The 22084-nt window shown below is 50.8% G+C and carries 23 protein-coding genes; 10 read left to right on the top strand and 13 right to left on the bottom strand.

What is annotated here, in order from left to right; genetic code table 11:
• The first annotated feature begins 146 nt into the window (after nucleotides 1-146).
• The 3 genes from porU (at nucleotide 147) to ispF (ending at nucleotide 5503) form a co-directional block, all read left to right on the top strand.
• Nucleotides 147-3566: a type IX secretion system sortase PorU gene (gene porU, locus BC349_RS06340; protein ID WP_187255871.1), complete on the top strand. Its 3420-nt coding sequence runs from the start codon at nucleotides 147-149 to the stop codon at nucleotides 3564-3566.
• A 163-nt stretch (nucleotides 3567-3729) separates the two neighbouring features.
• Nucleotides 3730-4923, top strand: a complete 1194-nt coding sequence (porV, locus tag BC349_RS06335; protein WP_187255870.1) for a type IX secretion system outer membrane channel protein PorV — start codon at nucleotides 3730-3732, stop codon at nucleotides 4921-4923.
• Nucleotides 4924-5029: 106 nt separating this feature from the next.
• Nucleotides 5030-5503: a 2-C-methyl-D-erythritol 2,4-cyclodiphosphate synthase gene (gene ispF / locus BC349_RS06330; protein ID WP_187255869.1), complete on the top strand. Its 474-nt coding sequence runs from the start codon at nucleotides 5030-5032 to the stop codon at nucleotides 5501-5503.
• Here ispF and BC349_RS06325 read toward each other — a convergent pair.
• On the bottom strand, nucleotides 5476-5679 hold the full coding sequence (locus tag BC349_RS06325) for a hypothetical protein (protein WP_187255868.1): 204 nt from the start codon (nucleotides 5677-5679) through the stop codon (nucleotides 5476-5478). The two genes, ispF and BC349_RS06325, sit on opposite strands and share 28 nt — an antisense overlap.
• Before the next feature lie 4 nt (nucleotides 5680-5683).
• Between BC349_RS06325 and dut the strand changes: the two genes are divergently transcribed.
• Genes dut through BC349_RS06310 form a run of 3 tightly spaced genes read left to right on the top strand, consistent with a single transcriptional unit; the run spans nucleotide 5684 to nucleotide 8342 of the window.
• Nucleotides 5684-6124: a dUTP diphosphatase gene (gene dut / locus BC349_RS06320; RefSeq protein WP_187255867.1), complete on the top strand. Its 441-nt coding sequence runs from the start codon at nucleotides 5684-5686 to the stop codon at nucleotides 6122-6124.
• A gap of 3 nt (nucleotides 6125-6127) precedes the next feature.
• Nucleotides 6128-6946 (top strand): lipoprotein insertase outer membrane protein LolB1, encoded by an 819-nt coding sequence (gene lolB1, locus BC349_RS06315; protein ID WP_187255866.1) that lies wholly within the window; start codon nucleotides 6128-6130, stop codon nucleotides 6944-6946.
• A gap of 46 nt (nucleotides 6947-6992) precedes the next feature.
• Nucleotides 6993-8342, top strand: coding sequence for a murein hydrolase activator EnvC family protein (locus BC349_RS06310; RefSeq protein WP_187255865.1), 1350 nt, complete (start codon nucleotides 6993-6995; stop codon nucleotides 8340-8342).
• Between the two features lies 1 nt (nucleotide 8343).
• Here the strand turns inward: BC349_RS06310 and bshA are convergent, their stop codons facing one another.
• Nucleotides 8344-9462, bottom strand: coding sequence for an N-acetyl-alpha-D-glucosaminyl L-malate synthase BshA (gene bshA / locus BC349_RS06305; protein ID WP_187255864.1), 1119 nt, complete (start codon nucleotides 9460-9462; stop codon nucleotides 8344-8346).
• Nucleotides 9463-9528: 66 nt separating this feature from the next.
• Here bshA and BC349_RS06300 point away from each other — a divergent pair, with 66 nt between their 5' ends.
• Both BC349_RS06300 and BC349_RS06295 read left to right on the top strand, forming a co-directional pair.
• Nucleotides 9529-10956, top strand: coding sequence for a M20/M25/M40 family metallo-hydrolase (locus BC349_RS06300; protein ID WP_246456795.1), 1428 nt, complete (start codon nucleotides 9529-9531; stop codon nucleotides 10954-10956).
• A 30-nt stretch (nucleotides 10957-10986) separates the two neighbouring features.
• The gene (locus BC349_RS06295; RefSeq protein WP_187255863.1) at nucleotides 10987-11394 is read left to right on the top strand and encodes a hypothetical protein; all 408 of its coding nucleotides are present in this window, start codon (nucleotides 10987-10989) and stop codon (nucleotides 11392-11394) included.
• Nucleotides 11395-11402: 8 nt separating this feature from the next.
• Here BC349_RS06295 and BC349_RS06290 read toward each other — a convergent pair whose 3' ends face one another.
• Nucleotides 11403-12116 carry an SAM-dependent methyltransferase gene (locus BC349_RS06290; protein ID WP_187255862.1) on the bottom strand — a complete coding sequence of 238 codons (714 nt, stop codon included), beginning with the start codon at nucleotides 12114-12116 and terminating at the stop codon, nucleotides 11403-11405.
• Between the two features lie 5 nt (nucleotides 12117-12121).
• Nucleotides 12122-12877 (bottom strand): EI24 domain-containing protein, encoded by a 756-nt coding sequence (locus BC349_RS06285; protein ID WP_187255861.1) that lies wholly within the window; start codon nucleotides 12875-12877, stop codon nucleotides 12122-12124.
• A gap of 143 nt (nucleotides 12878-13020) precedes the next feature.
• Here BC349_RS06285 and BC349_RS20155 point away from each other — a divergent pair, with 143 nt between their 5' ends.
• Nucleotides 13021-13164 carry a DNA-3-methyladenine glycosylase gene (locus BC349_RS20155; RefSeq protein ID WP_343063655.1) on the top strand — a complete coding sequence of 48 codons (144 nt, stop codon included), beginning with the start codon at nucleotides 13021-13023 and terminating at the stop codon, nucleotides 13162-13164.
• Here BC349_RS20155 and BC349_RS06275 read toward each other — a convergent pair.
• Nucleotides 13126-14142: a PorP/SprF family type IX secretion system membrane protein gene (locus tag BC349_RS06275; RefSeq protein ID WP_187255860.1), complete on the bottom strand. Its 1017-nt coding sequence runs from the start codon at nucleotides 14140-14142 to the stop codon at nucleotides 13126-13128. The genes BC349_RS20155 and BC349_RS06275 overlap by 39 nt on opposite strands.
• A 52-nt stretch (nucleotides 14143-14194) precedes the next feature.
• Nucleotides 14195-14845: a uracil phosphoribosyltransferase gene (upp, locus tag BC349_RS06270; RefSeq protein WP_187255859.1), complete on the bottom strand. Its 651-nt coding sequence runs from the start codon at nucleotides 14843-14845 to the stop codon at nucleotides 14195-14197.
• Between the two features lie 93 nt (nucleotides 14846-14938).
• Between upp and BC349_RS06265 the strand changes: the two genes are divergently transcribed.
• On the top strand, nucleotides 14939-16042 hold the full coding sequence (locus BC349_RS06265) for an anhydro-N-acetylmuramic acid kinase (protein WP_187255858.1): 1104 nt from the start codon (nucleotides 14939-14941) through the stop codon (nucleotides 16040-16042).
• An 18-nt stretch (nucleotides 16043-16060) separates the two neighbouring features.
• Here BC349_RS06265 and BC349_RS06260 read toward each other — a convergent pair whose 3' ends face one another.
• The 7 genes from BC349_RS06260 to ade all read right to left on the bottom strand — a co-directional run bounded on the left by BC349_RS06260 (nucleotide 16061) and on the right by ade (nucleotide 22050).
• The gene (locus tag BC349_RS06260; protein ID WP_187255857.1) at nucleotides 16061-16831 is read right to left on the bottom strand and encodes a LytR/AlgR family response regulator transcription factor; all 771 of its coding nucleotides are present in this window, start codon (nucleotides 16829-16831) and stop codon (nucleotides 16061-16063) included.
• A complete protein-coding gene (locus tag BC349_RS06255) occupies nucleotides 16809-17867 on the bottom strand; it encodes a sensor histidine kinase (RefSeq protein ID WP_187255856.1) in 1059 nt (352 codons plus the stop codon). The genes BC349_RS06260 and BC349_RS06255 overlap by 23 nt, the downstream gene beginning before the upstream one ends.
• Nucleotides 17845-18204, bottom strand: coding sequence for a DUF4288 domain-containing protein (locus BC349_RS06250; protein ID WP_187255855.1), 360 nt, complete (start codon nucleotides 18202-18204; stop codon nucleotides 17845-17847). The genes BC349_RS06255 and BC349_RS06250 overlap by 23 nt, the downstream gene beginning before the upstream one ends.
• A 65-nt stretch (nucleotides 18205-18269) precedes the next feature.
• Entirely contained in the window at nucleotides 18270-19193 is a 924-nt protein-coding gene (locus BC349_RS06245; RefSeq protein ID WP_187255854.1) for a LiaF transmembrane domain-containing protein, read from the bottom strand.
• A 139-nt stretch (nucleotides 19194-19332) separates the two neighbouring features.
• A complete protein-coding gene (locus tag BC349_RS06240; RefSeq protein ID WP_187255853.1) occupies nucleotides 19333-19749 on the bottom strand; it encodes an ester cyclase in 417 nt (138 codons plus the stop codon).
• A gap of 71 nt (nucleotides 19750-19820) precedes the next feature.
• A complete protein-coding gene (locus BC349_RS06235) occupies nucleotides 19821-20411 on the bottom strand; it encodes a Crp/Fnr family transcriptional regulator (RefSeq protein ID WP_187255852.1) in 591 nt (196 codons plus the stop codon).
• A 4-nt stretch (nucleotides 20412-20415) separates the two neighbouring features.
• Nucleotides 20416-22050 (bottom strand): adenine deaminase, encoded by a 1635-nt coding sequence (gene ade, locus BC349_RS06230; RefSeq protein WP_187255851.1) that lies wholly within the window; start codon nucleotides 22048-22050, stop codon nucleotides 20416-20418.
• Between the last annotated feature and the right edge of the window lie 34 nt (nucleotides 22051-22084).

The following is a 22084-nucleotide window of genomic DNA, read 5'->3' as shown; positions in this document are numbered from 1 at the left end:
CTGGGTTTTAGACAGTAATAACGGAAGGCTTTTCCGTTTATTGTGTGTTCATCCAAATGCTGAGCGCGAATATAATCAGATTACCTGATCAATACCCTTGCCAAAATCTTAAAACGCTTAGGGTTTATGCTATTTTTGACAATAGTATGTACAGCCTTTTCCGCTTTATTCTTTTAACTGTTTTCTTTTGCCAGGCTTCGGTTCTGGTGGCCCAGCGGAGTTATTCCGGTCATTCAGTCCTGGCATCCGGCAAATGGTACAGGTTAGGTATTCCTGCCGCGGGTATATACAAAATTGATGCCGCTAATCTCCCTGCCATGGGATTTGCCCTCCCGCTGCCCGCCGACGCGGTGAAATTGTTCGGCCGGCCCGCAGGCATTCCCGCAGAAGCACTCTCATCCCCCTACAGTGATGACCTGACCGAATTGGCGGTAACTGTTTTTGACGGGGGGGATGGCCAGCTCCAGGCGGGGGATTACCTGGTTTTTTATGCACCCGGACCGCATTGGTGGGAAAAGGATCCCGCCACGCAGACTGTCCGCCATCGGCTGAACCCCTACACCGATACCGCTTATATCTACCTTACCACCGGTACTGCCGGGAAAAGAGTGGCCAGGGTGGCAGAACCCTCACCGGCTACCGATACGATCACCCGCTACCAGTTTCGTGATTGGTATGAAAAGGATCTCTACAACCTCCTGTCCAGCGGAAAAGAATGGTATGGGGAAAGGTTTCTGGCGGAAAACAGCAGTCCGGTTACTATCGCTGCCAGCATTCCCCAGCCCGTGGAGGGAAGCAGTGCGCGGCTGTTCTCCACCGTTGCCGCCCGTTCGGTCGGGAACAACGCAGAGTTTGATCTCCAGCTCAATGGAGCCCCACTTGCCAGTCATACCATTGCGCCGGTCAGCAGCTCCAGCCTCGACCTCTTCGCCCGCGAAAACCGGCTGGAAGCAAGTTTCCCTGCTACCCAGACCATCAACCTGACCTATCGTTTCATCTCGGCCAATTCCTCCGCCATTGGCTGGATCAACCGGTTCGAACTGCTGGCCGACTGCCATCTTAGAATGACTGCCGGCAGGAACCTGGACTTCCGCACGGAAGCCAATGCCGGACCCGGTAAAATTGCCCGTTACCAGTTGCAGGAAGCCGGTTCCGCCACACGGGTCTGGCGGGTATCGGACCCGCTGAATCCCGTGGAAATGGCCACCAGCCTCCACGGCAGCCTGCTCAGCTTTAACGACCGGCACGAAAAGGCCGAAGAATACATAGCATTTACCGCAGATGCGGCAGAATTGTCCGCCCCATTGCCACTGGGCCCGGTAGCCAACCAGGACCTCCATGCCGAAGCTATTCCGGGTATGATCATCGTAACCACCGAAACCCTGCTTCCGGCGGCGGAAAGACTGGCCGACTGGCACCGGGTGCGCGATGGACTCAACAGCCTGGTGCTGACATCCCAACAGGTCTACCACGAATTCTCTGGCGGCCAGCCCGACCCTACCGCCATCCGCGACCTGGTGAAGATGTTTTATGACCGTGCCGGCGCCGATACCGGCAAACGGCCCCGCTACCTGTTACTTTTTGGGGATGCTTCCTTTGACAGCAAAAACCGGGTGGCGCCCGGCCAGAACGGGGTGCCATCCTACCAGAGTACCTTCTCCCTGGATCCCCTGGTTACCTATGTGAGCGACGATTATTTCGGGTTGCTCGACGATTGGGAGGACATCAATTCAGAACTGGTGCAGAACCGGGTTGATATCGGCATCGGCCGCATACCCGTAGCTACTGTGGCCGCGGCCAATGACTATATAGATAAGATCGTCCTATACCATCAGCCGGCTTCCCGCGGAAGCTGGCGCAATGAACTCAGTTTTATTGCGGATGATGAGGATTTCAACCTTCACCTGAATGATGCCGAAGACATCAGCGCCACGGCTGCTGCGGCCAGTGAGCTTTTCCTGCAGCAGAAGATCTACCTCGATGCGTTTCAGCAGGAAAGCGATGCTGCCGGCAGCCGCTACCCCGAAGTGAACCGCTTTATCAAGGACCAGATGCAAAAAGGGACCCTGCTCTGGAATTACAGTGGCCATGGCGGTTTTCGCCGGTTGGCGGAGGAAGTGGTGCTGGATAAGGATATTGCGGATGGCTGGCAGCAGAATGGACGACTGCCGCTTTTTATCACCGCAACCTGCGATTTCGCGCCGTTTGATAATCCGGCTATTGAATCGTTGGGAGAATACCTGTTGACCAAACCCGCTGCGGGGGCCATTGCGCTGATGACCACTACGCGGCTGGTATTTGCCTACAGCAACCGGATCATGAATGCCAATTACCTGGCCATGGCCCTGAAACGCCAGCCCGACGGGCGTTACCGGAGCCTGGGCGAGGCCGTCCGGGATGCCAAGAATGCTACCGCGGATGTGTCGGGTGATGTGTTCAATAACCGCAAGTTCACCCTGCTGGGCGATCCGGCTATTACCCTGGCATTTCCCCGGCACCAGGTGCATACCACCCATATCAACGGGAAACCGGTGGAAGAGGGGATGGATACCCTGCGGGCCCTGCAGGAGATTACCGTAAGGGGGCAGGTCACGGACCGAAGCGGACAGGTTTTGTCCGGCTTTAACGGTATCGTATACCCGCAGGTGCTGGACCAGCCTTATGAACGCAGGACCCTTGGCAATGACGCCGGCAGCCAGGTGACGGGTTTCAGGGTGCAGGACAGGTTTATCTTCAAGGGAAAGGCCACCGTGGAGAACGGGCAGTTCAGTTTTTCTTTTGTGATCCCCAAAGATATCAGCTACACGGCAGGGGAGATCAGGATAGTATATTATGCCATGGACAGCCTCAGTGACGCCCATGGCGCAACCGGCAGGCTGGTGGTGGCAGGATCGGCGCCGCCGCCGGCAGATCTGGAGGGGCCAGCCATCAGGGCCTGGCTGAATGATACCAGTTTCCGGGACGGCGGGCTGGTTAACGACCAACCATTATTAATAATAAGGTTAACGGATACCTCAGGCATCAATGTGTTGGGCAATGGCATCGGCCATGATATCACAGCGATCCTGGATGAGGCCACCGGCAGCCCGCAGGTATTGAATGCTTTTTTTGAAGCGGATACCGATACTTACCGGAGCGGGATGGTAAAGTTCCGCCTGCCGGCACTCGAAGACGGGGAGCACCGGATGAGGATCAAAGCCTGGGACCAGGTGAATAACAGTAATGAGATCAGCCTGGTTTTTATGGTCAGGAATAGCAGGGTGCTGGTGGTAAAATCTGCAGGTGCCTGGCCCAATCCATCCCGTGCCGGGGTCAGGTTTGTATTCGACCACAACCGCGTGGATGAGCCGTTGCAGGCAATATTAGAGCTGTTTTCTATGGAAGGGAAACCGGTAAAAAAAATATCCGGTACAATAATTGCCTCCGGTAATCGTTCGTACCTGGAGTGGAATGGGAAAGATGACCGTGGCCACCCGGTACCGCCGGGAATGTATGTTTACAGGATTTTAATCAGAACCCGCGATGGCCGGGAGGCTGTGATCGTGAAAAAACTGATTAGATTATAAAGCTTAGATTTAATTATTATTTTAGCCGCTTATAGAGAAAAATTTACCCAACGCTTTTACTGAAACGACCAGGCAACCCTGCGCCTACCAATGGGTAAATATTTTATTCCACTAGGCCTGAACCCGGCCGTTTCCCGAATTAAAACTTGAAAGAAACAATCAAATGAGACAAAAGTCCCTAAAACTGGCTTTAGCGCTAATGGTAAGTGGCATCGCTTTTCAGGATGCCGGTGCACAGGAACGAATCAATGTGGTGACCTCTGCTGTTCCCTTTTTAAGAATTTCCCCCGAAGCCCGTGCCGGTGGTATGGGTGAAACCGGTATCGCCACCAGCGCGGATGTAAATTCCGCTTTCTGGAACCTGGCCAAAACACCTTTTAATGAGAGCAAATCAGGGGTATCCCTCACCTATACGCCCTGGCTGAAGCGGCTTGGACTGAACGATGTGTTCCTGGGTTCTTTCACCGGGTATTACAAGCTGGATGATGAACAGGCCCTGAGTGCCAGCCTGCGTTATTTTAACCTCGGTAGCATTCAGTTTACAGATAATGCGGGTAACCTGTTTTCTGAAGGAAGGCCCCGCGAATGGGGACTGGACCTGGGTTATTCCCGGAAGTTGTCCGATAAAGTAGGTCTGGGTATTGCGTTGCGTTATATCTATTCCAACCTGGCTGCGGGCCAGACCATCGATGGAAATACCTATAAGGCAGGTAATGCCGTAGCCGGTGACCTGAGCTTTTATTACAATGGTACCAACGAAAACGGTGACGGTTTCAGCGGCGGTGCCACCATCACCAACCTGGGTTCCAAGATCGGTTATACTTCAGATGCCACACAGAAAGACTTTATTCCCGCCAACCTAGGCCTGGGTGGAGCTTATTCCAAGGTGTTCGATGAGGACAACAAAATCACTTTCGCTCTTGATATCAACAAACTCCTGGTGCCCACCGCACCGGAATATAATAATGACCCTGCCCTGTCACAGGAAGAAAGGGATGCTATCAATGCTGATATCAACCGCAAGTACCGCGACCAGAGCGTTGTGAGCAGCTGGTTCAAATCTTTCGGCGATGCGCCGGATGGCTTCAGTGAAGAGCTGAAGGAGTTCACGGTGTCTGCGGGTGCGGAATACTGGTACCAGAACCAGTTTGCACTGCGGGCGGGTTATTTCTTCGAAGACAAGACCAAGGGTAACCGGAAATACTTTACCGTAGGTGCCGGTATCAAATACAATGTATTCGGACTGAATTTTTCCTACATCGTACCTTCCGGAACTGGTGTGAACCAGAATCCCCTTTCCAATACCCTGCGCTTCAGCCTTCTGTTTGACCTGGGTAGCGTGGCCGAAGGAGAATAAGATATTTTTTCATTCTTTTAGGGAAACGTCCTGCATCTTTGCGGGACGTTTGCCGTTGGTGAAGGGTGAAGGGTGAACGGTGAATAACAAACCACAAATTTCTATTATGTATCGAATAGGTTTTGGGATAGACTTTCACCAGTTGGTGGAGGGACGTGATCTTGTCATAGGAGGGGTAACCATTCCGCACCACAAGGGCGCTTTGGGGCATAGCGATGCGGATGTGCTGTTGCATGCCATTTGTGATGCCCTGCTGGGAGCCCTGGCGCTGGGAGATATCGGTATGCATTTCCCCAATACAGATCCGGCTTTTAAGGATATTGACAGCAAGATCCTGCTGGTAAAATGTTTTGAACTGATCCGGGAGAAAGGATACAGGGTGGTAAATGTGGACAGCTCGCTTTGCCTGGAAGCTCCCAAGATCAAAAAGTATTCGGGCCAGATGCGGGAAGTCATTGCCTCCTGCCTCGACCTGACCATTGATGATGTTTCCGTAAAAGCCACCACCACCGAAACCATGGGTTTTGTGGGCAGGGAAGAAGGTCTGGTGGCCTACGCAAACGTATTGCTGGCGAAGTAGATTTCTCCCGTCTGGTGGGAGATTTCTCCCGTCTGGGTGGCCACCGCGAACCCACCGAAAGCCACCCGACGGGTGAAATCAGAATCACCCGACGGGTAGGATATTTCTCCCGTCCGGGTGGCCACCGCGAACTCATCGAAAACCACCCGACGGGTGAAATGATCAAAATAAACCACACAAATGCCAATAACCGTCAACATCAAAAACCTCTCCCCCTTCGATTTGCCATCCTATGCAACAGCAGGGTCGGCGGGAATGGACCTCAGGGCGAATATTGAAATGCCGCTGGAATTGCAGCCCATGCAGAGAACGCTGGTACCCACCGGGCTGTTTATTGAGTTGCCCCTGGGATATGAAGCACAGATCCGCCCCCGGAGCGGACTGGCCATTAAGCAGGGAATTACCTGCCTCAATACGCCAGGTACGATCGATGCCGATTACAGGGGAGAAATTAAAGTCATCCTCATTAATCTGTCGCAGGAATTGCAGGTCATACATCCGGGAGACCGTATTGCGCAGATGGTAGTGCAAAAAGTGGAACAGGTCCGCTGGGAACTGGTCGATTTATTATCAACAACAGAACGGGATGCCGGTGGATTCGGCCATACCGGAAAAGCATAGTTCATGAAGCAGTTAGTTTATTTATTGGTTTTGCTCTTTAGTATCGGGGTCATTGGTTGCCGGTCTACCAAAAAATTAAATACGGCTATCGCAAAAAAAGATTCCGTTGTCACCACAGTACTGGCAGATGCCCACGCAGATTCCATGAATTATATCAGGGACGTGTTCAGCAAACTGGAGAAAAACAGGATCGACTACAAAACCTTCTCCGCCAAAATGAAAGTGGAGTACTGGGATAAGGATGGCAAAGGCCCGGAACTGATGGTTTTTGTGCGGATGCAGAAAGACAGCCTGATCTGGTTATCGGTGAATGCCACGGTCTTCAGTTATGAGGCCTTCAGGATACTCATCACCCCCGACAGTGTTAAACTGATCAACAAAAAGGACAAGGTGGTGCAATTCAGATCGGTGAAATACCTGGAAGAAATGGCCAAAATACCTTTCGACTTTAAAAATGTCCAGGAGATGATCATCGGGAATCCGCTTTTCCTGGACTCAAATATTGTTTCCTATAAAAAAGGTCCCAACAGCATCAGCCTGCTGAGCATCGGCGAACTTTTCAAAAACCTGCTGACAATGGGTAATGAAAACTATCTCCTGCAGCATATTAAACTGGACGATGTGGATGTCATCCGGAACCGGACCTGCGACATGACTTTCAGCAATTATGATGGTTCTGCCGGAATACCATTTTCTACTTTCAGGAAGATCAGTTTTACAGAGAAATCGAAAATTGACGTGCAAATGGAGTTCAAACAGTTCAGCTTTAACGAAAGTTTAGCCTACCCGTTTAGTATTCCGAAAAATTATAGCATCCAATAAGCGTTACTGGTTTTATATTTGAAACATTCCTCATCAATTGAAAGGCATGATAAAAAAAATTCTGATCCTCGCTATTATGATCGTAACTGCGGCAGGCAGTTTCGCGCAAAACCAGAGCAGTGCGGATTTGAAGAAAAAACAGGCCGAAATACAGAAAGAGATTGATGCCCTCCGCCAGCAACTGGATGAAACCAAAAAGTATAAAAGGCAGAGCCTGAGCCAGTTGAACCTGGTGCAAAAAAAATTGCGCCTGCGGGAAGCCCAGATCCGGAATATTAACGACCAGATCAACCTGATCCAGACCAATATCAATGCGAGCTGGAGGGATATTGTAAAGCTTCGCAGCGAACTCGATACACTGAAACTGCAATACGAAAAGAGCGTGGTGTATGCCTACAAGAACCGCAGCAATTACGATTTCCTGAATTTTATATTTTCTGCCGGCAGTTTCAATGATGCCCTGAAACGGATGTCCTACCTGAAATCCTACCGGGCCTACCGGGAGCAACAGGCCACCAATATCATGAACACGCAGGTGCAACTGGAGCAGAAGATCGCCTCCCTGAACCAGAATAAGGCGCAGAAGAGCCAGGTGTTGCAGGAGCAGAACAAGCAATTCAAAGTGCTTGCCGATGAAAAAAAGGAAAAGGATGCGGTGGTGAACAAAATCAAGAGCCAGGAGAAGGAACTTCTAAAGGATATGGCTGCCAAAAGGAAGCAGGACAATGCGCTGAAAAATTCCATCAGGGCGGCCATCAGAAGGGAAGTGGAAGCAGAAAAAAGGCGTGTGGCGGCAATAGAAAAGGAAAGGAAGAGAAAGGAAGACGAGGCCCGGAAAGCCGATGCTGCCATTGCGAAAAAAGCAACTGAAAATAATGCGGCAGCCGGCAAACCCGCTGCGCCCGTTGCCAGCAAGCCTGTGGAAAAACCTGCTGCCGAACCAGCCAAACCCCTTGGCTTATTCGACAGCCGGGAGGAAGTAAAACTGGTTTCGGATAATTTTGAAAAGAACAAGGGCAACCTTCCCTGGCCCGTCAACGCGGGCAGGATCTCCATGAAATTCGGCCGCAACAAATACGAAGGACTGGCCATCGACTACGACAATGAAGGGATTACCATTGAAGCAGAAGCCAACAGTACCATCAAAGCGGTTTTTGATGGAGAAGTGTCTGCTGTATTCTCCATCGGACCAGTGCAGGCCATCATCATCAAGCATGGAAAATACTTCACGATCTACAGTAACCTCTCCAGTGTCAGTGTAAGTAAAGGCCAGCAGGTAAAGGCCGGACAATCCCTGGGTCGCCTGGATGAAAAGGATGCGGGTCGTGGGGAACTTGAATTCCAGATCACCAACGAGAAGAATGTTTACCTCAATCCGGAAACCTGGTTAAGGTAAGTCAGAGGAACCTGTCATAGAGTTTTTCGTACATCGGTACAATATAATGGATGTCAAACCTGTCGCTCTGGGCCATGGCATTGTGTTTGAAGCGAGCCAGGAGTTCTTCATTGGAAAGCAGTTCGATGGCGTTCTTACTCATGTCGGCCACATCACCCACATTACTGAGATAGCCGGTTACACCATGGACATTGATTTCGGGTAATCCCCCCGCATTGGTACTCACAACCGGAACACCGGCGGCCATTGCCTCCAGGGCAACCAGTCCGAAACTTTCATAATCGGATGTCAGCAGGAAAAGGTCGCCGATGGCAAATATATCTTCCATCTGTTCCTGTTTTCCCACAAAGCGGATATGGTCGCAGATATTGAGTTCGCGGCCAAGGCTTTCGGCTGCAGGGCGTTCGGGGCCGTCTCCCACAAACAATAATTTACTGGGAACCTGCTTCACCACGTTGGCGAATATGCGCACTACGTCTTCGATCCGCTTCACTTTCCTGAAGTTGGACGCGTGCAGTAAAATCCTTTCCCCATTTGGCGCAATCACGCGGCGGAATGCATCGATCCCTTTTTTACGGAACCTTCCTACATCCACAAAGTTGTGTATCACTTCTATTTCCTTTTCGATCTTGAACCATTTGTAGGTTTCAGACCGGAGGTTGTCAGACACTGCCGTGATGGCATCACTCTCGTTGATGGAGAATGTAACCACCGGCGCATAAGTCTTATCACGGCCCACCAGGGTGATATCCGTACCATGGAGGGTTGTTATTACCGGAATATCAATACCGGTTTTCTTTAAGATCTGTTTGGCCATATAGGCCGCAGACGCATGCGGGATGGCATAATGCACATGCAGCAGGTCCAGCTTATTGTTGCTGATCACATCCACCATGGTGCTTGCCAGGGCGGTTTCGTATGGAGGGTAATCAAATAAGGGATAGGTAGGAACCCTTACTTCATGGTAAAAGATATTTGCGTTGAATTCATTCAGGCGAACGGGTTGCTGGTAGGTGATAAAATGAACCTGGTGTCCTTTATCGGCCAGTGCCTTTCCCAGTTCTGTTGCAAGTACACCGCTACCCCCAAAAGTCGGGTAACAAACAATTCCTATGCGCATAATTGAAAAACTTGATTGTGAAGGTAAAGGAATAAAATGTTTAGCTAATTTTAAAAAAACACCTACATGAAACTAATTGTTGTGATGGTCTCCATGATCGGCCTGCAGTCGGCATTGCTTCCCGTACAGGCGCAAACAGCAGCGCCTGCAGGATCCACTGCCGGGGCTTTCCAGGCCGACTCTGTCTTTTTCCGTAAAATGGCTGATAATGTTTTGAGCTCTCCGGCTGCTTATGAAAACCTGAGGGTATTGTGTAAAACCGTTGGTCCACGCCTGGCCGGTTCACCGGGAATGTATAAATCCGAGGCCTGGGGTGAAAAGGCAATGAAAGAGGCCGGCTCCGATAAGGTTTGGCTGCAGGAATGCATGGTGCCGCATTGGGAACGCGGTGGAACAGACGAAGCCTGGTATTCCTACAAAGACGAAAAAGGCAAAACACAAAAGATAAAACTGGATGTTCTTGCCCTGGGTAATTCCATGGGAACCGGTTCATCGGGTGTAACGAAGAAAGCTGTCCTGGTCAACGATTTTGATGACCTGGAAGCAAAAAAGGACCAGGTAAAGGATGCTATCGTAATCTTTAATAATCATTTCAATCCACGTAACCTGTCAGTCGGACAATCCTATGGTGAGTCCGGTTCCTACCGCAGGTCGGGTCCAAGCAGGGCTGCCAAATATGGTGCAGCAGCCATTATGATCAGGTCTGTTACGGCGGCCCAGGACAATCATCCGCATACAGGTGCCACTTCTTACGATACCGCCTACCCGAAAATTCCTGCTGCGGCCATCGGGCTGAAAGATGCAGACAAACTGATTTCGTTGCTGAAGAGCGGCGCCCAGGTGTCTTTGTATTATAAGAGCAACGCTAAATTCTACCCCGATGCGAAAGGACACAATGTCATCGGAGAACTGACGGGAACTGAGTTTCCGGAAAAGATCATCACTGTAGGTGGTCACCTGGACAGCTGGGATCCTGCTGAAGGTGCGCACGATGACGGAACAGGCTGCGTCCAATCCATCGAAGTGCTTCGGGCTTTGAAGGCAATGGGATATAAGCCCAGGCATACCATCCGTGCCGTGCTTTTTGCCAATGAGGAGAACGGACTTCGCGGCGGGAACAAATACGCACAGGAAGCAAAGGCTAAAAATGAGCAGCATGTATTTGCACTGGAAAGTGATGCCGGCGGTTTTACTCCCCGCGGTTTCGGCTTTACCCTGGATAAGCAGAAGCTGGAAAATATCCGTCAATGGCTGCCCCTATTTGTACCATATGGCGTTTACCAGTTCAGCAATGGCGGCGGCGGCGCCGATATTGGCCCCCTGAACCGACTGATGGGTACGCCGGTGGCCGGACTAAGCCCTGATGGTTCCCGTTATTTTGACCTTCACCATGCCCCCAATGACGTTTTTGAGAATGTAAACAAGCGCGAACTGGATATGGGTGCCCTGAATATGGCGCTGTTGATTTATATGATCGATAAATACGGATTATGATTATTTTCACTATACCATTAAACTAATACTATGGGAAGATTTTTATCGATTCTCGTCATTTCCCTGCTTGTGATCGGGGCGGCGGCATTTTACTGGCGCTTCTATTACGTGTTTGGCGAAGGAGTGAAGGCCGGTGAGCTGAACTTTGTGGTGAGAAAGGGTTATATATTCAAAACCTATGAGGGAAAGCTGATCCAGAGCGGATTTCGGGGCGGACTGGGAAGTGCCATCCAATCCAATGAATTTGAGTTTTCCATTGTGGACAAAAACATTGCTGAGACCCTGATGAGCAACAGCGGCAAGGAATTCGAACTGCATTATAAAGAGTTTTTCGGAGCCCTTCCCTGGCGCGGAAATACCAAATACATCGTGGACAGCATCATGTCGATGAAAGGAGAACCGGGGGAGAAAGTTATTTCTCCGAAGGCCGCCCATTGACCATTGACTTATTGACCATTCACCAGGAATATCGCCGGACGTTTATGAATGTCCGGCTTATTTTTTTGCCAGTCGCGGATGCTGCGGGTCCTGATAAATTCCTGCGGGCCGGTCAGGTCCACGGCTATGCATAAACGTGAGGTTGGCTTCAGTTGGGTAACCAGCGCTTCAATGAGCTGGTTATTGCGGTAGGGCGTTTCAATAAAGATCTGTGTACCTCCAGTGCGGGAAGATTCGGCTTCAAGGTCCTTCAGCATTTTGTTGCGCTGCGCGGCATCAATGGGTAGGTAGCCGTTGAAACGGAATTCCTGCCCGTTCATGCCACTGGCCATCAGGGCCAGCAGGATGGAACTCGGCCCCACCAGCGGTTTCACCGATGCGCCCATTTCCTGCGCCGTAGCCACCAACAACTGCCCGGGATCTGCTACACCCGGACAACCCGCTTCGCTGATGATACCAATGGTCTTGCCCCTTTGTAATTGCTGCCTGAAATGGTCGCGCACTTCCTGTTCCGCCTTGTGGATGGTAAACCACTCGTAATTGTCGATCACCATCTCCTTCCAGAGCAGCTTCAGGTAGCGCCGGGCACTGCGTTCGTTCTCCACGAAGAATACCTGGCATTCTTTTACTGCATCCAGCACATAGGGCGGAATTGTCTGCAGATTATTTTCATCAAGGAAAGTTGGAATCAGGTAAACTGATCCCAGTGCGCTGCTGGCCATGGTGATTAATTTTTAAGTTGACGCAGACTGAGGGTGGCTGCCACCACCGCATAGGTGGGCGCCAGTATCCAGCCAATTACCGGAACGGCATGCATCAGGTAAAACAACAATCCGTTCCCGATAGCAAGCCCTTTGTGGTCACTGATGAAGCGGACGCTTTCTGCAGGCGACATTTTTCTTCTCTCACAACTATAGTCCATCATGGAAAACCCATAATAGTAACATTCGGTGAAAAGCGATAACATGGGGCTGATCCAACCCAGGACCGGGATAAAGGAAAGTATCAGGATCGATATGGTGTACACTGTTTGCCAGAGCATGTTGCGCAGGGCCAGCCTGATACCGCGCACAATATCCTTCATCAGTTGCGGAAAGCTGAAAGGGAAATCACGCCCTTCGAGGATGGATTCTGTTTTTTCACTCAGATAGGCAAGAATAGGCGATCCTATGATGAGAAAAAGATATTTGAACAGCGAGAAATAAAAGAATACCAGCAGTAATCTTACCATGATATTGCCCATCATGAAAATAAAACTGAGCAGGGGGCTTTTCTGCTGCTGCAGCCAGTTGTCGATTCCAATCAGGTTGCTGAGGTAGTTAACCGCCGAATTGCTGGAAATAAGGAAGAAATACATGCCCGCCATGAAGAGGAGCATATAAATGATACCTGGTATGATAATCCAGCGCCAGAGATTGTGCTGGCGGATAAACTGGTGTGCCTTGAAATAGGATTCAATGGCTATGATGATCTCTTTGAGCAATAGTAATGATGTTTGAGCGCCTAAATTTATTACTTTGAGCCTAGACAGCCGGAATAAAGATGACAAAGTTACCGCTTTCCTTTTTTGAAGGGGCTGATGTGGTGGAGATGGCCCGACTGCTGATTGGTAAAATCCTTTAAATCATGTACCGAAGGGGAGGAACTGCGTATGTGTATCTCTGTTATGGGATACATCATTTGTTCAATATCGTTACCAATGTGGAGTACCTCCGGCGCGAGTGTCAGCAGTTAGAATTTCGGGCAGGGAATGTCCTTCCCCCCGTCTGACGGACGTTTGATATAGATCAGTGAAATTTCAATGCCGCCGCGTTTTTGGGATGCGGTCTTAAGGCTGCTGGTATTCATATCGTAGGTGGCGCCTAAACGGAAATCCGCCCATTCAAAGCCGAGATAGGGGATCAGGGCATCACCCATACGCATCCAGGAACCTGCATAAAAGCTGGTCGGGCGGTCAAAATCATCATTCAGGTTAAAGGCGATGGCGCCGCCGACAACGGTTTCAAATGCACCTGCCTGCCTGCTGTGCTGTGCGGATAAATGCAGGGTGGTGGTTTGTCCGACAGGAAGATATCCCCCGCCGTGAACACTTACCCTGGGTTGCAGGGTATAAAATCCGTTGGTGAAATTCTCCTTTGGCCGGTTGATATGGTACACAGATGCGCCAACATAAAAATTATCATCACCATTCGTGGAACCACTGTAAAGCACACCGGCATTCACACCAAGATAACTGACATTGATCCGGCTGCCATCAATCGCTTCGCCGCTGGGATTGGTCCAGGTGCCGTCCAGGGCCAGTTCGCTTTCGAAATTCAGTTGTGATCCGTCCAGTCTTTTATTGGAATAAACACCCTGGAATCCCAGTCCGAGCTGGTGAAATCCGTCCTCATCAAGGGCTTTATGGTAGGCAGTTGAAAAAGCCAGGTAATTGGCGGTGAGAATACCGTTTGCGGTGCGATCGGTCATCGCCATACCACCAATGCCCCAGGTATCCATGTTATTGAGACGGCCCTTCATAAGAGGGGCGTCGAGGGAAATAGTTGAGGTAACAAAAGCCTTACTGATGGCAGGCCACTGGTCGCGGTAATTTCCGGCCACACGAAGTTGTCCGTTGAACTTACCGGTATAGGCCGGGTTCAGCGTTAGGGGAGAGGCGAAAAACTGCGAGAAATGCGGGTCTTGTGCGAGTACAGGTGCTGCACAGGTTCCCATCAATAATAATATACCAGTAAGAATTTTCAACATAGGTCCGGTAAAATATAAAAAAATGCCGAATGGCAAGGCTTAAAATCTGCCGTCAGGCCTGTTGTTTACTACCAAATGCCAGGTCCCCGGCATCCCCGAGCCCCGGAACGATATATCCTTTGGCAGTTAATTCTTCGTCAATGGCCCCGCACCAGATCTTTACATTTGGTTCACTGCGGTGAACATACTCAATTCCTACCGTACATGCAATAGCGCAAACAATATGTATTTCCCTGGGTTTGCCCTCTTCGCGGAGGAACTGGATGGTTTTTACAAGTGATGCCCCCGTGGCCAGCATGGGGTCGGCAATGATCAGAATGCGGTCTTCGAGGTCGGGGCAGGAAATATATTCCATACTGATCTCGAAACTGCCATCCGGGTGGTGCTTGCGATAGGCGGAAATAAAGGCATTGTCAGCTTTGTCGAAATAATTAAGCAGTCCCGCGTGTAAGGGCATCCCTGCCCGCAGGATAGTGGCCAGTACGGGTTGATATTGCAGCAATTTACTGTTGGAAGTCCCCAGCGGTGTCTGGGTTTCCACCTGTTCAAAGGGCAGGGTCCTGCTGATTTCATAAGCCGCCACTTCGCCAATGCGCTCCAGGTTGCGACGGAAACGCATCCGGTCATTCTGTACATCAACATTCCTGATCTCGCTGATCCAGTCGCTTAACAGCGAATAATGCTTGCTTAAATTTACCACCATGATTCCAATTTTTCTGCGGAAAGCATTCGTTGTAATTTGCACCCGCCCAACAAATCTAAACTGCAGGCAGTTATAACAAAAACATTTTTTCCCATGGTGTATAAAGCAATAGGACTGATGAGTGGCAGTTCGCTCGACGGATTGGATATTGCCTATGTTCATTTCCTGGAAACCGGTGGCAAGTGGTCGATGGAAATCAAGCAGGCAGACTGTTATCCCTACAGTGAAGAATGGGAAGCCAGGCTGCGGGATGCTGTTAACCTTCCGGCCCTGGATTATATGCTCTTACATGCCGATTACGGTCATTATATCGGTCAGGAAGTGAATCGCTTTATCTCCGAATACCAACTGGAACATAAGGTCGACATGATCGCTTCCCACGGCCATACTACTTTTCATATGCCGCTGCGGAGCATGACAGGCCAGCTGGGCGACGGCGCGGCTATTGCAGCCGAAACAGGACTGCCGGTCATAAGTGACCTGCGGGCACTGGATGTTGCTTTTGGCGGACAGGGTGCACCCATCGTTCCCATCGGGGAAAAACTGCTGCTGGGCGATTATGGATTCCTGTTGAATATCGGGGGAATCGCCAACCTTTCCTTCCGCAACAACGGCCAATATTACGCCTACGATGTTTGTCCGGCCAACCGCGTATTGAACATGCTTGCCGCAAAAGAAAAACTGGCTTTTGATGAGGGTGGAAAACTGGCATCCTCCGGAAAACTGTATGAGCCCCTGCTGGCAGACCTCGGGCGGCTTGACTATTACAGTATGGACTACCCGAAAAGCCTGGCCAATGATTTTGGAACCGACCTGGTTTACCCCATGGTAAATGAACTTAACCTGCCAACAGCTGATGCGCTGCGAACTTTTACTGAACATATTGCCATGCAACTGGCATCGGATATCGAAAGGATTTCTGCCCGCGAAGGCATCAGCCCGGCCGGACAAAAGCTGCTGGTAACCGGTGGCGGCGCACTGAATGATTTCCTGGTGGGCCGGATCCGGGAATTATTGCAGCCGCTGGGCCTGGAAGTGGAAGTGCCGGACCGCCAGTTGGTGGAATACAAGGAGGCCGTGATCATGGCCCTGATAGGGGTTCTCCGCTGGCGCGAGGAATATAATGTGCTTTCTTCCGTAACCGGTGCCCGCCGCGACAGCATTGGCGGCGCCATGTGGCTGGGAACAGAAGCGTAGAGAGATCACCGTTAGTATTTACATCCCCAGCACCGTCCTTAATCTCGGATATCCCGTCTTGCTTACCGGCAATTGTTTGCCGTTACGAAGCACAGCCGTATAGGTTTCCTTGTCGTGGGCGTGCAGTTGCGTGATCTCCCTGACATTTACGATATAGGAGCGGTGAATCCGGACAAATGCCTGTGCCGGCAACTGTTTTTCCAGCGATGCCATGGTGCGGTTCTTCAGGTACTGTCCCGCCGCTGTGATGACCTTTACATAATCATCGGCAGCTTCCAGGAAATGGATGTCCTCAATCGGGATGATCTTGATATTCCCGTTGTCCTTGATGACGATCCGGTTCTGCTGTTGCGGCGAAAGGGCCGTGGATTCCAGCAGGGAAGAAAGGGAAGAAGAAGAGGGAGAAGAAAGGCCGGAAATTGCATTGGACTGGCCAGCAAGACCACCGGTAAATTTGGCGAGGGCCTTATTGAACCGGTCCTGCGAAAATGGCTTCAGCAGGTAATCCACCGCGTGATGGTCAAATGCCTTGATTGCATACTCATCAAAGGCGGTGGTGAATATGATGGCGGGTGGGTGCTCCACCAGCTCCAGCATTTCGAAACCATTGATCTTCGGCATCTGGATGTCGAGAAATAAGAGGTCGGGCTTTTGTTGCTGGATGGCTTTGAATCCTTCAAACCCATCGTGGCAAATATTCACTACTTCAACCTGCGGCCAGGAGGCGAGGTATTCCTGCACGATCTGGCAGGCCAATGGTTCATCATCAATTATTATTGCTTTCAACATAGTTCTGGGGAATCTTTACGGTGGTGATAAACAGGTTGCCTGAAGTGCTGGTTGTCAACAGGTCTGACCGCCCGAACAGGAGATACAACCTGCGCTGGAGGCCGTTCAGGCCAAAACCTGTGCCCTTGTTTACCTGGCTGGTTTGCGGGTCAAAAGGATTGGAAACGGAAATATCCAGGTAGCCGCCAAAGCAGTCAGCCTTCATCCGGATGGTCACTTCACCGATGGTATCGTAAAGGCCGAACTTGATGGCGTTCTCCACCAAAGGTTGTAGCAAAAGCGGCGGAATGACGGCATGGGCACAGCTTTCATCGGTTTCCAGTACGGTGTTAAGCCGGTGGCCGAAACGGAATTTTTCGATCTGCAGGTAGCGGCCTATTTGTTCCATTTCTTCGGTCAGGGGTACCAGTTGGTTATCCCTGGTGTTGATCGTAGCGCGTAAAAAAGAGGAAAGCTGCTCAATCATCCGGCGGGCTTCCTGGGGTCTGCTGACCACCAGTGCATTGATTGAGTTCAGGCTGTTGAACAGGAAGTGGGGCTGTAGTTGCTGGCGCAGTTTGAAAAGTTCTGCTTCCCTTGCCAGCGCCATGGTTTCCTCGCGGCGGTTTTTGGTTTCACGCTCCCTTCCCAGCATATTCCACAGCAGGTTCAATACCAGGATCCACCCGGTCATCAGCATGGAGAACACCATCCTGATAAAGGTGCTCTTGTTCAGGAAAATCGTGTATTCCTTATCGTTAGTAAGAATGTTTTTCAGGATCAGCTGTGCGATGATGACAAGTAATATGGCGAAGACCATGGCTACGGAAAAAGTGAACCAGAATCGCGAAGCGGGCGGCTGGTAATACTGGAAGATCTGCATGATGGTCAGGTTCGCCAATACCAGCAGGGCGGTATTTACCAGCGAATCGGTCAGGCTTACCTGCAGTGAAAAGCCCATTGACCAGATGCTGAAGAAATTAAGTTGCCACAGCATGAATATGAAAATGCCCGTGAGCACTTTCAGGGTGGTGTTATTGAAAGGTATGGTAGGCATGTGGCAGGTGTTGGTGGAGTTGTTTTACCCTGTTGCCAATCATTTTGCGGTAACCGTCGGGATGATCAATCTCCTTGATACAGCTATATAATTCGGCGCCATGTTGCATCGGCTGGAGTTGCAGTAGTTCTGACACGCCGAGGAATTTCCATTGAACCATTTGCCGGTGGTGGTTTTCAAAAGAAAGCGCCTCTGCCTGCCCGATTCCCGAGGCGGTAGTCAGTGCCTCCCGGTGGTCAGGAGCCGATATAAGCCGGATCTGTTCATCAAATTGCGGGCAATGCGCACCATCGCCGCAGACGATCTCGTAAACGATTTTTGCAATGAACCAGTGCATGGTGGGTGAGTTGGAAGGTTAATGGTTGGTTGCAGTGGCGGAGCCGGATCAGTGGCTGAACCGGATCAGTGGCTTTCGATCTGTATGCCGCCAAATACTGCGTTGGCCTCCAGGTAAAGGACCTTGTCGGAATAGATGGTGTGGCGTGGCCGCTTGTCTTCAATACCACCGAGTACGGCGTTGGATTCGAATTTGACCTGCCAGTGGGAGGGTACAACCAGTTTTATGCTTCCGAATACGGCATTCAGTTCAAGATGGGGCGGCTGCTGGAAATCCGTTTGCAGCAGGTTGATTTCAGCACTGCCGAAGACCGCGGAGACCTCACCTCCGGAAAAATTTTTGGTGACCAGGATTTTACGCACATTGCCGAAGACAGCGGTTTCATTGAGGCCGTCAATGCCGGTGTAGCTGGCGGAATGGCCGGCAGCAGAAGTTCCGGTACTGCCAAACCCGCCGGTAGCATCTTCCTGTCCTGATTGCCAGGTTTCGGTTGTGCCTGCCTGTTGGCTATACTGTTGGTCTGCCTGTTGACCATACTGTTGGCCTGCCTGCGGACCATTTTCCGTACGGGGTGTAAACCAGTCTCCCCTGTTGCGGAATGGCCGGAAGATCAGCAGTATGCCACCAACCACTAAAAGGGCAGGCCAGAAATATTCACGCGGGAAAAATCCGGGCAGGATATCATCCAGCAAAAAGAACAGTCCGATGAGTAATGGAACAAACCATCCTGACCTGCGAAAGCCGGTGCTGATGCCCACTACCAGTCCCACAGTAATGAGTATCATGGGCCAGCTTAACACCCAGGATGGAATCCCGAGTCCGGCCCGGCTGGCAATGATCAATCCGCCCACGACCACCAGTACGATCCCGAAAATGGACGAACTGTTTTTATTCATGCATTGCCTGTTGCGGCCCTGCCTGCGAAATTCCCGCCGGCCCGAACCTGCTCCGTAACTTTTATTTTCCTCTTGTATATTTTGTGCATCCATGACGCTGAATTTTTACCAAAAGTAGGGGCATCCAACACCTGCCGCAAGTATAGTTAGGCGAAGGCCCCGGGCTTCCCGGTAAACAGGGGGTAATTGTCGGTAAAAATTCCGGTTGAGGCGTCAGGCACTTACTGCGTTATCATAATGTAGTCTCCCTGAGGCGTTTCTCAATGGCAGTGCCATCGATCAGGGCCCTGTGTTCTATGATCAGGCCTGATTCGAGCCTGAAATACCGGAAGCCCCGGGCGACCAGGCTGATACCGGTAGCGGGCAATCCCCTCCATTCCCCGATATGTGTCATTTTCATGGTGAGCTGAATCACAGACCTGTTTGCTTCCGTGACCTGTTCTTCAATGACCGAATAATGCTCAAAGGATTTACTGGTGGTGTTGATCCAGTCCTGCAATCCCTGCCAGCCTGGCTGCAATCCTGGCGGTAAGGACAAATCAGCAAAGTCCGGATGCAGGAATCGCCCCAACTGGTTAAATTCACGCCTGTTCCAGATTGTATCCATAAAATCCCGTACAATGCCCGCGTTCAAAGAATAGTTTTCCATTTGAAAATGTTTGTAAATGAGTAATGCCTGCAAAACTCTACAAACATTTCAGGTGGCACCTGCGTCAAATGTCACAAAACCGGGGGGCGCTGTTTCCGGATGCGGCTGAGTGTTTCCCGGGATAATCCCAGCCAGGAGGCAAGCTGGGTCTGCGATACCCGCTGCAGTATGTCCGGGTGATGTTTTTCAATATGGCGGTAGCGTTCCGCCGGCGTTTGTAACCTGAACATATTATTGAGGTCTTCCTGTTCTGCCAGCAGCAGTTCCAGCAGGCTTCGGCCGAACTGCGCTATGTCATTGGCGGTCTGGTACAGATCCAGCAGGCAGTTTTTGTCTATGGAAAAAATCTCACCCGCCTCCATTGCCCGCATATTGATGTCTGTGGGTTCACCGGATCGCAGGCTTCTTAAATTCGTAAGGAAATTATTCTCCATAGTAAACCGAAGGTTGATGTCCTTTCCATCCTTATTGAAGTAGGTTTTTACAAGTCCCTGGTTTACATAGAACACTTCTTTGCAGACCTGCCCCTCTCTTAACAGCCAGTCGTTTTTGCGGAGTTGGATCCTTTTCATGTTACCCAGTAAAAGGGAAATGCTGCTGTCGCTTACAGGGTGGATGGCCCTGATTTTTTGTATCAATAAACTGGTTGACCGGGCATCCATATTCTCAGCTTTCGAATTGGAAACTCGTTCCGTTAAACAATCCTTTGTCGCTTAGTTTCAATTCCGGAATTACCAGCAGGGCCATAAACGACAGGGTCATGAAAGGCGCCACCAGCGTTGATCCCAGCGATTTGGCCATGGCATCAATTTTCGTATAGGAAGCAGCCACTTCATATCCGTCGTCGGTACTCATGAGTCCGGCAACCGGTAAGGGCAATACTGCCGACTGGTCTGGTCCCACGCAACTGATGCCACCCTTTTCGGCGATGACCAGGTTCACTGCTTCACACAGACTTTCATCATCTGCCCCAACTGCAATGATATTGTGTGAGTCATGGGCTACAGAGGAGGCGATGGCTCCTTTTTTAAGTCCGAAGTTTTTTATGAAACAGAGGGCTGCCGGAGCGGGGGAATAGCGGTTAATCACACAGAGTTTCAGCAGGTCCTTTTTGGGATTCGAATGAAAGGCTTCCTCCTTTACCACCAGGTCTTCGGTTTTTAGCGGGATGGCATGGGTGATCAGCTGGCCTTCCAGGGCTTCAATTGCAGGCTGCGGACTGCGGTCTGCCGGTATCCTGAAATCCGCCACTGTCCTTGGTTCGCAGGAGAACCGGTTGATAGTTCCGGCCTGGATATGTGGTATCAGGGACTTTCCGTTCCGGGCAACCATCTCACCGTTCACCCAGGTTTCGCGCACATCAAAATGTTCCAGGTCACCGAGTAAAATAAAATCCGCGGAATCACCTTCGCGCAGCCAACCGACATCCATTTTATAATGCAGCACAGGATTCAGGCAGGCAGCTTTCAGCACGTTAAAAACATCCACTTCATGTGCCACTGCCCTGGCGCATAACTGGTTGATATGTCCGGCTACCAGGCTGTCGGGATGTTTGTCATCGGAGCAGAACATCATGTGGTCGGGGTATTCATGCAGCAGTCCGATCAGTGCTTCGAAATTCCTGGCTGCACTTCCTTCGCGGATCAGGATCTTCATGCCATGCTGCAGTTTTTCACGGGCTTCTTCGGGTGTAAAACATTCATGGTCGGTGCTGATGCCGGCAGCAATATAAGCGGCTGCATCTGCACCCCTTAAACCAGGTGCATGCCCATCAACGGGCTTGTCCAGTTGCCGGGCGGCGGCGATCTTCTGCATGACCTCATCGTCGCCATGGAGCACGCCGGGAAAATTCATCATCTCACTCAAATAATAAATATCATCCCTTTGCAAGAGGCGGCGAACGCCTTCCGCGTCTATAGAGGCCCCGGCCGTTTCAAAGCTGGTGGCCGGTACGCAGCTTGGCGCACCGAAATGAAATTTAAAGGGAACCGACCTGCCGTTTTCAATCATGTATTCAACGCCTTCAATGCCGCAGACATTGGCAATTTCATGCGGGTCGCTGATGGTGCCGGTTGTTCCGTGAACCACCGCCAGTCGCGCAAAGGCCGAAGGCACCAGCATCGAACTCTCGATGTGCACATGGGCATCAATGAATCCGGGGGTGATATAAGGCGCAGCGGTATTGATTCCCTCCGAAAGTTTTTTCACCGCCGTTATACGGGAACCTGCCAGGTGCAGTTCACCAAAGTAGATATTCCGGTCTGCGATATCAACAATATTGCCCTGGATGATTTTTTCCATATTCGGTTTGTTATCAATGCAATATACCCAAGAA

Source organism: Flavihumibacter stibioxidans (assembly GCF_014332695.1).
Lineage (GTDB): Bacteria > Bacteroidota > Bacteroidia > Chitinophagales > Chitinophagaceae > Flavihumibacter > Flavihumibacter stibioxidans.
This window is presented reverse-complemented; position numbering and strand designations above follow the sequence as displayed.

Coding starts and splice junctions, on each gene's coding strand:
- BC349_RS06265 (WP_187255858.1), top strand. CDS start 14,939: ATGGTGTATAAAGCAATAGGACTGATGAGTGGCAGTTCGCTCGACGGA.
- ispF (WP_187255869.1), top strand. CDS start 5,030: ATGTATCGAATAGGTTTTGGGATAGACTTTCACCAGTTGGTGGAGGGA.
- ade (WP_187255851.1), bottom strand. CDS start 22,050: ATGGAAAAAATCATCCAGGGCAATATTGTTGATATCGCAGACCGGAAT.
- BC349_RS06255 (WP_187255856.1), bottom strand. CDS start 17,867: ATGCCTACCATACCTTTCAATAACACCACCCTGAAAGTGCTCACGGGC.
- BC349_RS06290 (WP_187255862.1), bottom strand. CDS start 12,116: ATGGCCAGCAGCGCACTGGGATCAGTTTACCTGATTCCAACTTTCCTT.
- BC349_RS06300 (WP_246456795.1), top strand. CDS start 9,529: ATGAAACTAATTGTTGTGATGGTCTCCATGATCGGCCTGCAGTCGGCA.
- lolB1 (WP_187255866.1), top strand. CDS start 6,128: ATGAAGCAGTTAGTTTATTTATTGGTTTTGCTCTTTAGTATCGGGGTC.
- BC349_RS06310 (WP_187255865.1), top strand. CDS start 6,993: ATGATAAAAAAAATTCTGATCCTCGCTATTATGATCGTAACTGCGGCA.
- upp (WP_187255859.1), bottom strand. CDS start 14,845: ATGGTGGTAAATTTAAGCAAGCATTATTCGCTGTTAAGCGACTGGATC.
- BC349_RS20155 (WP_343063655.1), top strand. CDS start 13,021: ATGTACCGAAGGGGAGGAACTGCGTATGTGTATCTCTGTTATGGGATA.
- BC349_RS06245 (WP_187255854.1), bottom strand. CDS start 19,193: ATGGATGCACAAAATATACAAGAGGAAAATAAAAGTTACGGAGCAGGT.
- bshA (WP_187255864.1), bottom strand. CDS start 9,462: ATGCGCATAGGAATTGTTTGTTACCCGACTTTTGGGGGTAGCGGTGTA.
- BC349_RS06240 (WP_187255853.1), bottom strand. CDS start 19,749: ATGGAAAACTATTCTTTGAACGCGGGCATTGTACGGGATTTTATGGAT.
- BC349_RS06235 (WP_187255852.1), bottom strand. CDS start 20,411: ATGGATGCCCGGTCAACCAGTTTATTGATACAAAAAATCAGGGCCATC.
- BC349_RS06260 (WP_187255857.1), bottom strand. CDS start 16,831: ATGTTGAAAGCAATAATAATTGATGATGAACCATTGGCCTGCCAGATC.
- BC349_RS06250 (WP_187255855.1), bottom strand. CDS start 18,204: ATGCACTGGTTCATTGCAAAAATCGTTTACGAGATCGTCTGCGGCGAT.
- porV (WP_187255870.1), top strand. CDS start 3,730: ATGAGACAAAAGTCCCTAAAACTGGCTTTAGCGCTAATGGTAAGTGGC.
- porU (WP_187255871.1), top strand. CDS start 147: ATGTACAGCCTTTTCCGCTTTATTCTTTTAACTGTTTTCTTTTGCCAG.
- dut (WP_187255867.1), top strand. CDS start 5,684: ATGCCAATAACCGTCAACATCAAAAACCTCTCCCCCTTCGATTTGCCA.
- BC349_RS06295 (WP_187255863.1), top strand. CDS start 10,987: ATGGGAAGATTTTTATCGATTCTCGTCATTTCCCTGCTTGTGATCGGG.
- BC349_RS06275 (WP_187255860.1), bottom strand. CDS start 14,142: ATGTTGAAAATTCTTACTGGTATATTATTATTGATGGGAACCTGTGCA.